This is a genomic window from Nostoc sp. DSM 114159, assembly GCF_053470285.1.
The window spans coordinates 7,513,797-7,530,076 of record NZ_JBPFEH010000001.1 but is presented as its reverse complement, the minus strand read 5'-3'; the positions used below and the strand labels follow the sequence as shown (position 1 = coordinate 7,530,076).

The window sequence follows — 16,280 nt, the reverse complement described above, 5'->3', positions numbered from 1 at the left end:
TGGGGGTTTCCCCCATGAGCGACTGCTGAACCCGAAGGGCTTCCCGCAGGGTAGGACACAAGACAAAGGACAAAGGACAAAAGACAAAGGACAAAGGACAAAAGACAAATGACATTAACCGTTCGTGTAATTTCCCCAGATAAAACAGTCTGGGATGCTCCAGCTGAAGAAGTAGTTTTGCCTAGCACCACTGGTCAACTAGGTATCCTCACTGGACACGCGCCACTTTTGACCGCTCTGGATACTGGTGTCATGCGAGTTCGCGGCGCGAAAAATCAGAATTGGGAAGCGATCGCTCTTTTGGGTGGCTTTGCCGAAGTCGAAGAGAATGAAGTGACAATTCTGGTTAACGGCGCTGAACGTGGCGACAAAATTAACCTTGATGAAGCTCGTACTGCTTACAACCAAGCAGAAACACGTCTAAGTCAAGTTTCCGCAGACGATCGCCAAGCCCAAATTCAGGCAACTCAAGCCTTCAAACGCGCCCGCGCTCGGTTTCAAGCTGCTGGCGGTTCGATCTAATTTTACTTTCTATTTCAACTTTGTAGGTTGGACATTTGCCCAACCTACAAAATATTTCTTAAAAAGAACTCAGGAGTCAGAAATCAGTATTCATGCTGTATAAATGCTAAATCTCCGTAAATGGATGGAGTATTCTAAATCCTGAATTCTGACTCCTTGTTTATTAAATTTTAAAAAAATTACGTCAAGTTTAAGAAATCGAGCCAAGCCTTAGTGAAGTGTTAACTTAGCTAATTAGTTGCCCAGATGGGCACAGATTATGAAAAGCCTTTCATCTTTACTTGGTACTCGTAAACAAAATAAGGTAGCTCGTTTTGCAGCATCGATGGTAGCAACCTTAGCGATGGCTTCGCCAACGTCTTTGACGAACGCTGCGCCAACATCTCTAACAATCGCTGGAAGTATTCACTCTGCCAATGCCACGCCTGTAAAAACAACTACTGCATCAGTCCAGCTAAATCAGACCAAACCAAATATTGCTCAGTTACAAATTAGCAGGACTCAATATCAAGCTGCTGGAATTAATCCTGTTGTAGTGGTTCCCATTCTACTTGTTGGCGGTTTAGTTATATTTGTACCCTTATTCTTTGGCGGACTTGTAGTAATTGGCGAACGTGAAGTCGGTATTGTAGTTAGAAAATTTACCCTTTCCGGGCGCGGACTCCCCGCCGGCAGTTTGATTGCCCTCAACGGCGAAGCTGGCTTGCAGGCCGATACTTTAGCTCCTGGTTGGCATTGGGGCTATTGGCCTTGGCAGTATTCTGTAAAAAAAGAGCATGTAGTTGTCGTTCCTCAAGGCGAAATCGCTTTGATTGTGGCAGCAGATGGTCAACCCAACCCACCAGAGCGGATTTTGGGGAAAATTGTCAGTTGCGACAACTTCCAAGATGCTCGAAAATTCCTCACCGAAGGCGGTGAAAAAGGGCGGCAGATGGGTTTTCTCACCGCAGGTACGTACCGGATTAATACCGCCCTGTTTAAAGTCATCATGGCAGCAAATGCCAGCACTCATGGCATGGCTCCAGAACAGTTGCGGGTGTACAATCTGGCGTCGGACAAAGTTGGTATTGTCACTACCTTAGATGGTTTACCAATTTCCGCTGGTGAACTTGCAGGCACCATAATTGAGGGGCACGACAACTTCCAAAATGGTCAGAAATTTATTAATGGCGGTGGACGGCGAGGTTTACAAGAACAGATATTGCTTTCTGGTTCTTGGAACTTGAACCCTTGGTTTGTCCAGGTTGAGCAAGTGCCGATGACGGAAATTCCCATTGGGTATGTAGGTGTAGTAATTTCTTTCGTGGGTAAAGCACATCAAGATGTCAGTGGTGCAGCTTTCACCCACGGGAACTTGGTGAATCAGGGACATAAGGGTGTGTGGGTCGAACCGCTATATCCTGGTAAGCACCCGATTAATTCCCGGATTATGAAGATTGAACTCGTGCCAACGACCAACATTGTTTTAAACTGGTCAGGTCGGACTGAACGCCACAGTTATGATGCTAAACTGGCTTCTTTAACAGTGCGATCGCGAGATGGGTTTGCCTTTGATTTGGAAGTAGCACAAATTATTCATGTGGGTGCTTTAGATGCTCCCAAGGTAATTTCTCGCGTTGGTGCAATGCAAAATCTGGTAGATCATGTATTAGAACCAACCATCGGTAATTATTTCCGCAACTCAGCCCAAGACTATACTGTACTAGACTTTCTCACAGCTCGGAGCGAACGACAATCTGAGGCTGCTGAGTATATTAAAACAGCATTGCGGGCTTATGACGTACAAGCGATCGACACCCTGATTGGTGATATTCAGCCACCAGCGTCGTTAATGCAGACACAGACAGACCGGAAAATTGCCGAAGAAGAACGTAAGACTTATGAAGTCCAGCAGATGGCGCAAACCCAACGCCAGCAGCTTGTTCGGGAAACGGCACTGGCTAATATTCAGCAAGAAATGGTTAAATCAGAGCAAAGCGTACATATAGCTGACCTGAAAGCCCAAGCCCAAATCAAGCAGGCGACTGGTGAAGCCGAGGGGACAAAACTCCGGGCAATTGCTGAGGCCGAAGGTATCCGAGCCACAGGTAACGCCAAAGCTGAAACCTACCGCGCTGGTGTGGAAGCATTGGGGCCACAAGGTTATACAGCCATGCAACTAATGCAAATTATCGGCGATCGCAATGTCCGCTTGATACCAGATGTCTTAGTTGGCAGTAACGGTAGCAATAATGGTTTAGTGGATGGGCTACTATCCATGATTTTATGGAATCAAACTGCTAAAGGTGAATTGACACCAACACCTTTGCATCCACAACCAGTAGTTAACAATGGACAACCAACTACAGAAAACGGTTATCCACCTATAGTTGTGAATTTTCCGGGGGATAAGTTAACTTAACGTTAAAAGGGCGGTTAGAAACCGCATTTATACAGACAAAACCCATCCTCGTGGGTTTCAAACCCTCAATTCTTCCTTAGTCCGCAGAGGTGGACTAAGTTTCTGTCGCCGCGAATTCTATTTGGTCTGGCTGGCTGTAACTCTAGCGGAGTAATTTTGCTTTTACAAGAGCGCTATCGTTTAATGAAACGGATTGGTAAAGGAGGATTCTGTAAAACCTTCCTCGCTGTAGATGAGGGTGAGTTTCCTCCAATTCCTTGCGTCGTTCAAGAATTATCGCAAGCATACGAGACTTCTATTACTTTTGAGCAAAAGGCACAACAGCTAGAAAAATTAGGGAAGCATCCGCAAATTCCTGCATTATTAAATTATTTTCAGCAAGATGGGCATTTCTATTTAGTGCAGGAGTTTATTGCGGGCACTAATTTAGCTGAGGTGGTTGAAGAAGAAGGCGCTTTTAATGAAACTCAGATTTGGCAACTTTTAGAAGATTTGTTGCCAGTTTTTCAGTTTATTAGCGATCGCCACATCATCCACCGCGATATTAAACCTCAAAATATCATCCGTAGATCCCCAATTACCAACAAGGCAGATTTCGTCATAGTCGATTTTTCCACTGCGAAAATCGTCACAGAAATCGATGGTTTAACATCTGAAACCAGTATCGGTAGTCCAGAATACGCTGCACCAGAGCAGACAAAGGGAAAAGCCGTTTTTGCTAGTGATTTATATAGCTTGGGTGTAACTTGTATTTACTTACTTACCCAGATTTCTCCCTTTGATTTATTTGATATTGCAAATAATTGCTGGGTTTGGCAACAATATCTTACTACTAAGGTAAGCGATGTCTGGCGACAAGACTCAAAAAGTCTACCCTTGGCGCAAATTCTCGACAAACTACTGCAAAATGCGGTGAACCGTCGCTTTCAATCAGCTGATGCAGTTATGCAAGCAATGGGTATGGAATGTAAAATCGTTCGACTGAGCGAAGTCGAAGTCCAAAATCCAAAATCCAAAATCCAAAATCCTCCTTGGCGATGCTTGCATACCCTAACTGAGCATTCTGGAACATTAAGTAGTGTGAATGCCCTTGCCATTAGTCCTGACGGTCAAACTTTAGCCAGTGCTAGTGATGACAAAAACATCAAATTGTGGGATTTAAATACTAAAAAAGTCCTAGCTAGCTTATCAGGACATTCCCAAGCTGTAAAATCAGTTGCCTTCAGTCCAGATGGTCAAATTCTGGCAACTGCTAGCGACGATAAAACTATCAAATTGTGGCAGGTTGAGACATTAAAAGAAATCTGCACCCTCTGGGGACACGCACACGCTGTAAAATCAGTTGCTTTCAGTCCAGATGGGCAGATTCTCGCTAGTGGTAGCTGGGATAAGACAATCAAACTCTGGGATGTCAATACTGGCAGAGAAATTTGCACTATAGCCGGACATCAATTAAAGGTAAATTCAGTGGCATTTAGTCCCCAAGGACAGCTTTTAGCCAGCGCTAGTTATGACAGAACAATTCGCTTGTGGCAGATACCAACAAGAGGCAGGGGAGCAGGGGGCAAGCCTGCCCCCTTGCCTGATTTCCCTAGCTTATTAGGCACCCTTTCGGGTCATGCATGGGCGGTTTTGACAGTCGCTTTTAGTCCTGATGGTCAAATTTTGGCGACCGGTAGTGATGATAACACTATTAAATTGTGGGAGGTAAACACTGGTCAGCTAATTTGCACGCTTGTAGGCCATTCTTGGTCTGTGGTGGCTGTGGCTTTTACTGCCGATGGCGAAACACTCCTAAGTGCAAGTTGCGACAAAACAGTTAAACTTTGGAGGGTAAGCACAGCAGAAGAGATTGTTACTCTCTCTGGTCATGTAGACTCAGTATCTGCTGTTGCTGTAAGCAAAGTTACACAATTAATTGCAAGCGGCAGCCGGGACAAGACTATCAAACTGTGGCAGCTTGTAGAACAGGACAATAGCTAATTTTGTAATATCAAGCGCTACCTGTAAAGGCAACTTCTGGAAATTTCAATTGAGCTTCTGCCATTGGACGGTTTCTGCCTTCCTCTTGCCAGTAGTTAATCACTTCTGTTGCTTTGTTAAGCAACTCAACACGATCCACGTCAGTAATCCAATGTTTGGACTCTAATTCCTTTTTTAACTCTTCCCAGGCATCATTTCTGGGCCAAAAAAAGTACTTAGTCAAGGGACTGGTGCCTTTGCCTACAACTTGGTCGACTGCGAGAGCAACGTTCTCGTCTAACCACAGAATTTTCAAAATAAACTTGGTCAATCACACCTCCGGGAATTTCCGGGCATTTAGGATAGCGATCGCTTATTTTAACGCAATACCCTATCAAATGACCAAACACTGATTGAGAATGGGCTAGCATAAGGTTTAGTCGGCGCCAAATAAAGATGCTTATGACTGCTCAACTGCCCCAATCTCAAATAACATCTGGTTCAGATTTGTATGAGCAAGACTTTTACCTGTGGATTCAAACCACGGCAGAACTGCTCAAGCAAGGTCGGCTCACAGAACTGGATTTAGAGAATTTGATTGATGAAATTGAAACAATGGGCAGGAGTGAAAAGAAAGCACTCAGAAGCAACTTGGAAGTGGTGCTAATGCATCTATTGAAGTATAAATATCAAACCGAGAAGCGCTCTGGTAGTTGGCGAGCAACAATTCGGGAGCATCGCAAACGCCTCAGACAAGCTCTAGAAGAAAGTCCTAGCCTCAAACCATATTTTGATGAGGTTTTTGGGCTGTGTTATGACGATGCTAGACTCTTGGCTGCCGATGAAACTGAATTGCATTTGGCTATCTTCCCCGAAGAATCTCCCTTTACACCAGAGCAAGCCCTCAATCCCGATTTTTTACCTGAGTCATAATTTCAACCCGATCTAAAATATTTTACTGTTAATTTTGACCTTTGAATTCGGAGCGAAGCGACGTGACTGCTCACCTGCCCCAATCTCAAATAACATCTGGTTCAGATTTGTACGGGCAAGACTTTTACCTGTGGATTCAAACCACAGCAGAACTGCTCAAACAAGGTCGGCTCACAGAACTAGATTTAGAGAATTTAATTGAAGAAATTGAAACGATGGGCAGAAGTGAAAAGCGGGCATTGGAGAGCAATCTGGAAGTGTTGCTGATGCATCTGCTGAAATACCAGCTTCAAACTGAAAGACGCTCAAAAAGTTGGCAGTACACAATTTTAGAACAGCGCAGGCGAGTTCAAAACGCACTCAAGGAAAGTCCGAGTTTGAAGCCTTACTTCGATCAGATTTTTGATGAAAGCTATCAAACTGCTAGACGGCTGGCTGTCATTGAAACTGGATTAGACATTGCTATTTTCCCAGAAAAATCTTTCTTTACGCCAGAGCAAGCCCTTGACCCCGATTTTTTACCTGAGTCATGAGCGGATTATGATGATGTAAAACTCTTTTGCTTCCTTACCCCATGACTCAACCAACTTCTGCAAAAGCGATCGCTATTTTCGATATTGATGGCGTTGTACGCGATGTTAGCGGTTCCTATCGCCGGGCGATCGCAGATACCGTAGAACATTTTACCACCCAAGCATATCGTCCAACCCCACTCGATATTGACCAACTGAAGTCTGAAGGCGTGTGGAATAACGATTGGGAAGCATCGCAGGAATTAATTTACCGCTACTTTGAAACCCAAGGACAAACGCGCGAGCAACTGCAACTAGATTACAGTGCGATCGTTGCTTTTTTTCAATCGCGTTACCGAGGCTCAAATCCAAATAATTTTACTGGTTATATCTGTAATGAACCTTTATTATTACAACCCAGCTATTTAGAACAACTTACCCAAGCCGGGATTGCTTGGGGATTTTTTAGCGGTGCGACTCGTGCTTCCGCCAACTATGTATTAGAAAAACGCCTGGGTTTGCAATCTCCGGTGTTGATTGCGATGGAAGATGCACCAGGGAAACCAGACCCCACTGGACTTTTCGCCACAGTTCATGAGTTAGAAAATGGAATTGACCAAAAATTAGCTGTAGTCTATGTGGGAGATACGGTAGCAGATATGTATACCGTCGAGAAAGCGCGAAATTTAGATTCTGCTCGCACTTGGCTTGGTGTAGGGGTTTTACCACCCCACGTCCAGGAAACAACAGCGCGTAGTGATGCTTACACTGAGACACTAATAGCAGCAGGAGCAGCAGTAGTTTTGCGTAATGTGCAGGAATTGACTCCAAGGCAGATTCAAGAATTGGTAAGTTCATTTGCTTGATCTGTGGTCTAAGATTAATCAAGCTAGGGGTGCATGAATGACTGGCTGATAACAATCTTGCTTTAATCATTGGGAGATTAATAAAAATGTCTGCACTTAAACTGCCTAACGGCCCTCAAACTCACCCTTGGGTACAGACGTATCAATGGCTTACTAATCCCTTAGAATACATAGAAGACTGTGCTAAACGCTATGGTGATATCTTTACCCTTCAGCTCGGACAAAATGTTGCTCCTCAAGTTTTCATTAGCAATCCCCAGGCAATTCAGCAGATTTTTACTACAGATCCAAAACACTTGGACTCTGGTGAGCCAGCAGGGATTAGATCGCCTTTATTAGGACGCCAATCACTACTGGCGCTAGAAGGAAAGCCTCATCAGCGACAACGAAAGCTATTGACACCACCCTTACATGGGGAACGAATGCTAGCTTATGGTGAATTAATCCGCGACATCACTGAGCAAGTGATTAATCAGTGGCAGGTTGGAGAAATCTTTGCAGTTCTGCCATCAATGCAAGCAATCTCTTTTCAAGTGATTTTAAAGGCTGTATTTGGTCTAGAAGATGGGCCACGTTACGAGAAACTCAATGAACTGCTGATTGCAATCCTAAATCCTAAATTCCCTATCTTAAGAACAATTCTGCTTCTTTTCCCAGCAATGCGACGGGATTTAGGAGCGTGGAGTCCTTGGGGGAAATACTTGCGTTTACGGCAGCAAATTGATGAACTCATCTACGCCCAGATTCGAGAACGCAAAGCACAACCCGATTCATCTCGGACTGATATTCTATCTTTAATGATGGCTGCTCGTGATGAAGCGGGAGAGCCGATGACAGACTTGGAATTACGTGATGAACTGATGACTCTATTAGTGGCGGGTCACGAAACTACAGCAACTTCCTTATCATGGGCGCTGTACTGGATTCATTATCAGCCGCAGGTGCGGGAAAAACTGCTGCAAGAATTAGATAAGTTGGGCGAACAACCACATCCAAATGCTATTTTCCGATTGCCTTATTTGAATGCTGTCTGTTCTGAAACCCTACGTCTTTACCCAGTAGCGGTATCGGCACTAAATCGAGTGGTCAAATCACCGCTACAAATTGGGGAATACAACTTTGAGCCTGGTACTTTGCTCAATCCCTCTATTTATTTGACCCATCATCGAGAAGATTTATATCCTGAGTCGAAGCAATTTAAGCCAGAGCGTTTTTTAGAACGGCAATTTTCTCCTTATGAGTATTTACCCTTTGGTGGCGGGAACCGTCGCTGTATTGGTATGGCATTTGCCTTGTTTGAAATGAAACTGGTGTTGGCAACTGTGCTGTCTAGCTGGCAAATGGAACTAGCTGATAGCCAACCTGTGAAAGCAGTGCGTAAAGGTTTGTTGTTTAGCCCAGCAGGTGGTGTGAAGATGGTGGTGAAGGGGAAACACCAGCAAAATCAGCCCATGCTTCAGACTAGCTCTAGTTCAGCGTGAAGAGTGGGAGAATGGAATGGGATAGGGTGCAGGCCATGTCTAGGACGGGCTACGCCTACGCACAATCCTAAATTTTATTTAAACTGAGAAAAATTCTTCATGCCACTGTTTGGCAACTTTATCCCAACCAAAGGAATCTTTAAGAGATAATGCTTCCTTTCTCAAACTTTCTTGTTTGCTAGGATTTTTCAACAAGTTAATTACAGCTTCAATAAAAGCATTATTTGTCTGTTCATCCCCAGCAGGCCCCTTAATTCTGACACCAGATTTAACAGTCTCATTTAAACTGGCGCAAGTTGTTACTACAGGAACACAACCAGCTGCTTGAGCTTTCCAAGCACTAATACAGAAAGTCTCAACAGCACTATGACAAGGATAAACCCAGATTCCAGATTTAAATAATTCTTCAACTAACTGCTTGTGCCCAATTCTGCCATGCTCATAGACATTTTTTTGAGCAAAAAGTTGCAAAATTTGCTTCTTTTTATCTGGTAATTGTGGAAATTTAGTAATGTTAGGTGAATTAATCAGCGCATCAATTACTTGCCACCCATAGAAAATATGCAATTCAACATCAGGTACTTCTTGGATAATCTTATCCCATTGAGTCAGTAAATTTTCAATGCCTCTTGTATAGTCACTAATGGAAATCAATCTTTTGGGATTTCTAGAAATTCCTGTTAAATTAAAATCTTCTAGATTAATACCATTAGTTGTTAGAAAGATTTTTTCTTCAGGAATCCATTTTGGTAGCATAGATTTATGGAAATTTGACAGCATAAACAGCTTGTCAAAACTTGCTAAAAATTCAGATTGCTGAAAATCTTCTACTGGAGGAAATAATTTAGGGTTATCGTGCATCCAAACAGCATTTTTTTTTGACTTTAGTTTCATCATCATCGGTTGCGTCCAAGCGCGATGAAAGATTAAAAAATTAAAGTTATCTTGAGGATTAAATTTATCAACAGACCGATAAACTACACCATTATATTCCCCCTCCATGTCACCGCATCTATTAAACACTGTGACTTGATAACCCAATTTAACTAGTTCTTGACTTAAGTAAATGACTGCTTCTTGACTGCCTCCAATACCATTTTTCACAGAAGGGTGTGCCCAATCTTCAACATGAAAGGGAAAATTGGAATAGATTACGATTGAGTTATTGTCCCAATTCATATTATTTCATTTGTTCACAATTAATTTGTTTAAGCCAAAACAGGCTTACCTGTAGAAACAGCCTGCTCAATAATCTCAGCCGCTCGACTTACCCCCCCAGCACGGAGAGTAGCTGCTTGTAATCTGAGGGCGTTCTGTTTATAAGATTCTTCTGTCAACACCCGCTTAATAGCATTTTTCAATCTGGGAACATTCAATTTTTTGAGGGTAACAAGCTCACCTGCCCCTGTCCAAGCGATACGTGCTGCTACTCCTGGCTGGTCATTAGCAACTGGAATCGCCACCATTGGCACTCCTTTTTTGAGACATTCCATTGTTGTATTCATTCCCGCATGAGTAATCATGAGGGTAGCTTTTTCCAGCACTTCTAATTGAGGTGCATACTCAACTACTAAAGGATTTCCTGCCAAGTTTGGTAATGATTCTGGTTTAGCAGAACCTCCCAGAGAAATCACTAACTGAGCATCCAAATCTTCACAAGCTGAAGCAATAGTCTGAAAAACCCAAATCAGACGATTTTGCAATGTTCCCATCGAAGCGTAAATTAACGGTTTCCCCGTCAATTTTTCATAAGGGAAAGAAACAGGTGCTCGACTGGCTGAAGTATGATAGCTTCCCGTGAAATGGAACCAAGGAGCTAATTCTTCTCTGGGAAATTCAAACTCAGCAGGTGCATTACTTATTTGAGCTAGTGGAGAGTAACTATCTTTAAGACTAGAGTACAGGGGTAATTTCCACTCTCGACGATATTCATTAATCAAATCTTCAAGTGGTTTGACAACGCTATTAAGTAACGTGTAACCTATTTCGTTGCGTAAGCGTGCCCACAGAGCTGGACTATACTTCCAAGTTGTGAAAAAAGGAGGAACGCTAGGTTCTCGATTCAGCACCACAGCACTGCACACAGTAATGAAAGGAATTTTGAGAAACTCGGCAATTGTCCCTCCCTCTACTGAACTTTGGTTTACTAGCAAAGCTTCTACGCCTGCTGCTTTAATTGCTGCTGGAGCCTCTTGGAGTGTCACAGATGAAACCCGCTTCAGCAGATCGATAGTGTATCGAAATGCAGCCAATCCACGCAGTTGACCTAATTTGGCAAAGTTTTCTGCTGTTGAGCCAGGAATAAAATCTTTTTCACCAATTGCTTGGAATTCTATTCCTGCTGCCAGTACCTTAGATTGAGTATCGAGTGAGCCAAAGAAGGTGACGCGATGCCCACGCCGTTGAAGTTCCTGCCCCAAGGGAAGCATTGTATTGAGGGGACCAGTTGCTGCACCAGGACAGATGATACCAAAATGAGTCACGATTAATGCCTCTACTTGATTTTCAAGAACTTATCCAAAGCTGTAACTAGGCTAGGGGGCCAACGGCGGATATTTTTTACCCAGTCGATATCTTTATAGCGGCTATCAAGTCCATAAGCTGCTACCCAGTTGCTTTCGGCTTCACCTTGTTCTCCATTTACCCAATATGCAGCTGTGAGGGCGGCACGCACATCAGCAAATTTGGAGTATTTCCGGGCGATATTTCGCATTTCACGGATTGCTTGCTCTTTTTGACCGATTTCATACAGAGCCAGGGCATAGTTAGCACGGGCGAAGGCAAAATTTGGGGCTATCTCATTAGATTTTTTGTAATCTGCGATCGCCAAATCCCATTTTCCCAAACCTGCTGTGGCATTACCGCGATTGTTATACGCCATTGCATCGTTAGGATCGAGTTCTAGAACGCGATTGTAATCTGCGATCGCCAAATCCCATTTTCCCATCCCTTCCAACGCCGCGCCCCGATTCAAGTAAGGATCGGTGACATTTGGTGCTAATTCTATTGCTTTGTTATAATCTGCCAGCGCCTCTTGTAACTTATTCTGACTCACCCGCGAATTTCCTCGATTACTCCACGCCCCCGCATTTGTCGGAAATTGCTCAATAATCTTTGTCCAGTAAGTTTCAGCCGTCGCAAAGTCACCTTGATTCGTCGCTATAAACGCTTGATTTGCCCACTCATCACCTTGTTTTAACTGTTCTTGAGTAATGGGCGGTTGAGATTGTGCCATGACTGGAGTAGCCCAGCCAAATACAAGTAACAAACTGAGAAAAATACTAATCAACTTAATCATCTAGGTTTACCGAATTTGTCATTTGTCATTTGTCATTTGTCATTTGTCATTGAGTATGGAGCAGAGGAATGGAGTTCAAACACTCATTTACGAGATCAATGCCCAATGCCCAATGCCCCTCAAGAGTGCTGAGTGGGGCAGAGGGGAGAATAACTCTTAACTCCTAACTCCTAACTCCTAACTCCTAACTCAGCACTGTTTTGCCCAATTTCCCATAATTACAATAATGACAACTGTTCATTAGGCGGCGTGAATCCTAAATGCTTATATGCTGCCTTTGTCGCCATTCTGCCGCGATGAGTCCGAGTTAAATACCCAATTTGCATCAGGTAAGGTTCGTATACCTCTTCAATTGTTTGAGTATCTTCACCCGTGGCTGCTGCCATTGTTTCTAACCCCACTGGCCCGCCATTAAATTGTTCAATTATTACACTTAGCATTTGGCGGTCTGTCCAATCTAAACCGCAAGGATCTACTTGGAATAGTTGCAATGCCTCAGATGCAATGTTTTCATTAATCTCACCAGATTCTTTTACTTCCGCATAATCACGTACTCGCTTCAGTAACCTATTAGCAATCCGTGGTGTTCCGCGTGAACGACGGGCAATTTCTGTAGCACCATCTTCTGTAATAGGGGTTTTGAGTAATTGAGCAGTTCGCAGTACAATTTGAGTCAGTTCGTCAACTTCGTAAAATCGCAGTTTTTGAATTAAACCAAAGCGATCGCGTAGTGGTGAAGTTAAAGCACCCACACGGGTTGTAGCCCCTACTAAGGTAAATTTTGACAGCGGCAAGCTTCTGATCCGAGCGCTAGAACCCTTACCAATGGTAATATCTAAGCGATAATCTTCCATTGCTGGGTAGAGAATTTCCTCCGTCATCCGCGAGAGGCGATGAATTTCATCCACAAATAAGATATCCCCTGGCTTGAGGTTCACTAGTAGCCCAACAATATCTCGTGGACGTTCTAAAGCTGGCGCACTGGTAATTTTGTAATTTACCCCCATTTCCGATGCTAAAATCATTGCCATTGTGGTTTTGCCCAATCCCGGCGGCCCATACAGAAGCAAGTGATCCAGTACCTCACTACGAGACTTAGCTGCTTTAATGGCAATATCTAGCACATCCTTTAAATCTTTTTGCCCAATGTAATCAGCAAAGCGGTGTGGTCGAATACCTTCTTCTTGCTGTTCTTGCTCATCAAGAGCAGCTTCAGGCTGCAAAATATTTTCTGTGGATGGTGCTTTCGCCGACTTTCGATGCTGCTTTGGTTCTCCGTTAGGTTCTGGAGGCTGTTTTTTCGAGGAGATTATCGCCATAATTCTTACAGGGAATGGGGTACAGGGTACAGGTTACAGGGAATGGGGTACAGGGTACAGGTTACAGGGAATGGGGTACAGGGTACAGGTTACAGGGAACAGATTATTTCCTATAACCTGTCACCTGTTACCTCTCCCCTAATCCCAGTTCCCATGAAAATTTTCGTTTGAGAATACCCGCGCCAATTTAAAATTTAAATTCCGGCCAATTACCCAGAAGTACAAAAGTTATTATGTTATCTAAAAGAATCTTACCGTGCTTAGATGTGAAGGCGGGACGGGTTGTAAAAGGAGTTAACTTTGTTAATCTCCAAGATGCAGGCGATCCGGTAGAGCTGGCCAAGGTTTACAACGAAGCCGGTGCTGATGAATTAGTATTTCTGGATATTACAGCTACTCATGAAGACCGAGCTACAATTTTAGATGTGGTCTACCGCACTGCTGAACAGGTCTTTATTCCATTGACTGTAGGTGGTGGCATTCAATCCTTAGAAAATGTTAAAGCTTTGTTACGGGCGGGCGCAGATAAGGTTAGTATTAATTCTGCGGCAGTGCGGGAACCAGACTTGATTAATCGGGCAAGCGATCGCTTTGGTAATCAGTGCATAGTTGTTGCTATTGATGCCAGACGCAGAAATAACCCGGAGAATCCAGGTTGGGATGTGTATGTGCGGGGTGGCAGAGAAAATACAGGCTTAGATGCCCTATTGTGGGCACAGGAAGTTGAAAAACGGGGGGCCGGAGAACTACTAGTTACAAGTATGGATGCTGATGGAACCCAAGCCGGGTATGACATTGAGATTACACGGGCGATTGCCAATGCTGTAGAAATTCCAGTTATTGCTTCTGGTGGTGCAGGTAATTGCGAACATATCTACACTGCCCTCACTCAAGGCAAGGCTGAAGCCGCATTACTCGCGTCACTGTTACATTACGGACAATTAAGCGTAGCAGAAATTAAAAGTTACTTGCGCGATCGCAACGTGCCAGTCAGAACATTCTGTTGATCCACCATTATTCATTTAATGACATCTATCTAAGGTTAGACACACTTCCTAAAAAGGGTGTTAATATTATTTTACAAGTATTAACAAATATTAAGAAATATGTTGCTTCCTATTTTACTTTTTGATGTCGCCCTGGTAGCGTGGTCGCTGCACTTAATGGAAAAAGCCTACGAGAGTAAAGAATTTTCTCTAATGTTAGCTGGTACCTTGGTTGCTCTTGCTGCTGCTGCCATGTTAGTAGTTTACTTTTTGATGGGTCATTGTATGACCTATTTGTTGCAAGTATCCTAGAGAATGCTGAGTGCGAGAGGGGATATTTAAAATTTAGTTTCCAGAAAGCTTGACAAAGTAATAATAACTAAGCAATAATGTAGGGCTGATTTTAAGAATATGTTTTAAAAGTACCCGAAAGTATAATTTTTGCCTTCTAAAATAAGTAAGTGCAAGGATAAATATGGCTGACCAAACCTAATTTATACATCACTTTTTGAGTTTTACTTTCTGGAGTAATTCATCTTTAATCCGGTTAAGAATTGAAGTCTCATCCAAATTGGTCAAAATCCGATTAATCACTGCTTTCGGGCCATCAGGCCCCCAAGTTGCGCCATTGGCTAAATAAACTTTAGTAACTTGTCCAATACCGTAAGAAGAAACACCAGCGACTCCTCCTTGGGTAATCGCCACCGATACATAAGGACCTAGCGCAATACCACCCGTAGCTGTTGCAGAAATTCCAAGTAAAGTTTTTAATCCACTCAAGCCTAAATTTGCTAACAATTCACTAGCACCGATACCGCCCATACTCAGGGCGATTTTTTGTAGCAACTGTACAGCCCCAGCTTCGGTCATGGAGAAGCCGTAGAGTTTAGATAAACCCAAAATCAGAGCAATATCAATTACCACACTACTGAGAATATCTACCACAGTTACAGGATTGAGTGCGATCGCTAATGCCTTAGTCATCACAGCTTTCCAAATCAACTGATTGGCATTCTGTTCCCGAATCATCAGTTTTCGCTCAACCAATTGCTCATTTACAATGTCGGCATAAAGCATGGTATTAAGGGCAACCAAGGCTTTACCTTCACGATGCAGAATTTCCAATATTTTCAGCTTCAGTTCCTCGACTTGGGCATTCCCTGTACGCAACTGTATGCCCCTCGTACCATCAGGGCGGCGAATCGCCGTCTTCACCAATGGCGATGCCGCAGCCATAACTATTTCCAAAGGTGTGAGTAATTCCCGCACCCTTTCATCCCGGATTTTGTGATAAATTGCCATCCGGTCTGCTTCTGGATACTGGTCTACTTTGTTAAACACTAGAACAATCGGTTTACCTGCTTCCCGCAACTGAGAAAGGGCTATGTATTCCAGTTTTGTCATATCGCCAGAGATCACAAACAGAATCAAATCTGCTTGTTTTGCAATCTGTTCAGCTAAGGCGGCACGAGTTGCACCATCTACTTCATCTAACCCAGGAGTATCAATTAATTCCACCTGGGATTGACCTACACCAGGAAGAGTCACACGCAAAGCACGTTCAGTTTCCCCAATCATCTCCTCGCTAATACTCCAATTAACTGTTTGTGCAGTACGGGTGACACCGTGCAGCGGCCCAGTTTCAAATACCGTTTGCCCAACCAAAGCATTTAGTAGCGAAGACTTACCACGTCCCACCATGCCAAAAGCCGCAATCTGCACCACCATGCGGTCTAACTTCCCTAGCATAATTTCCAAATCAGCAATTTCTGCTTCCAATCCGGTTTTTTCCTGGGGAGTAAGATCGAGATTGGCTACCAAGTTTCGCAATGCTGTTTGTGCTTGTTTATAGTTCAGTTCCGTCTGAATGTCTTCAAAACTGAAAATAGCACTATCCAATTCTTCCTCCCAGCTGAGAGAATTTGCGTCAGTGTTAGCGGAATCGCTTTGATGAGGTTCAGGCACGGGCAATGTCGAAGTCATATTAATTTTAGATTTTA

At 43.5% G+C, this 16,280-nt stretch carries 15 protein-coding genes; 9 read left to right on the top strand and 6 right to left on the bottom strand.

From position 1 onward, the window contains the following. The first annotated feature begins 108 nt into the window (after nt 1-108). From atpC to ACR5KR_RS31750, 3 genes are all read left to right on the top strand, one after another. Nucleotides 109-522 (top strand): ATP synthase F1 subunit epsilon, encoded by a 414-nt coding sequence (atpC, locus tag ACR5KR_RS31760; protein ID WP_322696958.1) that lies wholly within the window; start codon nt 109-111, stop codon nt 520-522. Between the two features lie 259 nt (nt 523-781). Further along, nucleotides 782-2,923: an SPFH domain-containing protein gene (locus tag ACR5KR_RS31755; protein WP_448269277.1), complete on the top strand. Its 2,142-nt coding sequence runs from the start codon at nt 782-784 to the stop codon at nt 2,921-2,923. Between the two features lie 183 nt (nt 2,924-3,106). Then, complete coding sequence (locus ACR5KR_RS31750) at nt 3,107-4,906, top strand: protein kinase domain-containing protein (RefSeq protein WP_448270402.1); 1,800 nt, start codon at nt 3,107-3,109, stop codon at nt 4,904-4,906. Nucleotides 4,907-4,916: 10 nt separating this feature from the next. On the opposite strand, the gene ACR5KR_RS31745 is transcribed toward ACR5KR_RS31750, so the two are convergent. After that, nucleotides 4,917-5,216 carry a 30S ribosomal protein PSRP-3 gene (locus tag ACR5KR_RS31745; protein ID WP_013190996.1) on the bottom strand — a complete coding sequence of 100 codons (300 nt, stop codon included), beginning with the start codon at nt 5,214-5,216 and terminating at the stop codon, nt 4,917-4,919. Between the two features lie 131 nt (nt 5,217-5,347). Here ACR5KR_RS31745 and ACR5KR_RS31740 point away from each other — a divergent pair, with 131 nt between their 5' ends. The 4 genes from ACR5KR_RS31740 to ACR5KR_RS31725 all read left to right on the top strand — a co-directional run bounded on the left by ACR5KR_RS31740 (nt 5,348) and on the right by ACR5KR_RS31725 (nt 8,677). Further along, the gene (locus tag ACR5KR_RS31740; protein ID WP_448269276.1) at nt 5,348-5,818 is read left to right on the top strand and encodes a DUF29 domain-containing protein; all 471 of its coding nucleotides are present in this window, start codon (nt 5,348-5,350) and stop codon (nt 5,816-5,818) included. 62 nt (nt 5,819-5,880) lie between these two features. Then, nucleotides 5,881-6,351, top strand: a complete 471-nt coding sequence (locus ACR5KR_RS31735; protein WP_448269275.1) for a DUF29 domain-containing protein — start codon at nt 5,881-5,883, stop codon at nt 6,349-6,351. Nucleotides 6,352-6,392: 41 nt separating this feature from the next. Further along, entirely contained in the window at nt 6,393-7,196 is an 804-nt protein-coding gene (locus tag ACR5KR_RS31730) for a TIGR01548 family HAD-type hydrolase (RefSeq protein WP_448269274.1), read from the top strand. Between the two features lie 86 nt (nt 7,197-7,282). Next, entirely contained in the window at nt 7,283-8,677 is a 1,395-nt protein-coding gene (locus ACR5KR_RS31725; RefSeq protein WP_448269273.1) for a cytochrome P450, read from the top strand. A gap of 78 nt (nt 8,678-8,755) precedes the next feature. On the opposite strand, the gene ACR5KR_RS31720 is transcribed toward ACR5KR_RS31725, so the two are convergent. The 4 genes from ACR5KR_RS31720 to ruvB form a co-directional block, all read right to left on the bottom strand. Further along, nucleotides 8,756-9,856, bottom strand: a complete 1,101-nt coding sequence (locus ACR5KR_RS31720) for a glycosyltransferase family 4 protein (protein WP_448269272.1) — start codon at nt 9,854-9,856, stop codon at nt 8,756-8,758. Between the two features lie 29 nt (nt 9,857-9,885). Then, a complete protein-coding gene (locus tag ACR5KR_RS31715; RefSeq protein WP_448269271.1) occupies nt 9,886-11,160 on the bottom strand; it encodes a glycosyltransferase in 1,275 nt (424 codons plus the stop codon). Between the two features lie 11 nt (nt 11,161-11,171). Beyond that, nucleotides 11,172-11,975, bottom strand: a complete 804-nt coding sequence (locus ACR5KR_RS31710) for a tetratricopeptide repeat protein (RefSeq protein WP_448269270.1) — start codon at nt 11,973-11,975, stop codon at nt 11,172-11,174. A 218-nt stretch (nt 11,976-12,193) separates the two neighbouring features. Next, nucleotides 12,194-13,294, bottom strand: a complete 1,101-nt coding sequence (gene ruvB, locus ACR5KR_RS31705; protein WP_448269269.1) for a Holliday junction branch migration DNA helicase RuvB — start codon at nt 13,292-13,294, stop codon at nt 12,194-12,196. Nucleotides 13,295-13,527: 233 nt separating this feature from the next. Between ruvB and hisF the strand changes: the two genes are divergently transcribed. Together hisF and ACR5KR_RS31695 are read left to right on the top strand one after the other, a co-directional pair. Continuing rightward, the gene (gene hisF / locus ACR5KR_RS31700; RefSeq protein ID WP_445629144.1) at nt 13,528-14,301 is read left to right on the top strand and encodes an imidazole glycerol phosphate synthase subunit HisF; all 774 of its coding nucleotides are present in this window, start codon (nt 13,528-13,530) and stop codon (nt 14,299-14,301) included. 99 nt (nt 14,302-14,400) lie between these two features. Beyond that, nucleotides 14,401-14,592 carry a hypothetical protein gene (locus ACR5KR_RS31695; protein ID WP_094348875.1) on the top strand — a complete coding sequence of 64 codons (192 nt, stop codon included), beginning with the start codon at nt 14,401-14,403 and terminating at the stop codon, nt 14,590-14,592. A 189-nt stretch (nt 14,593-14,781) separates the two neighbouring features. Here ACR5KR_RS31695 and ACR5KR_RS31690 read toward each other — a convergent pair whose 3' ends face one another. Continuing rightward, a complete protein-coding gene (locus tag ACR5KR_RS31690) occupies nt 14,782-16,263 on the bottom strand; it encodes a GTP-binding protein (RefSeq protein WP_445629143.1) in 1,482 nt (493 codons plus the stop codon). Nucleotides 16,264-16,280: the final 17 nt, after the last annotated feature.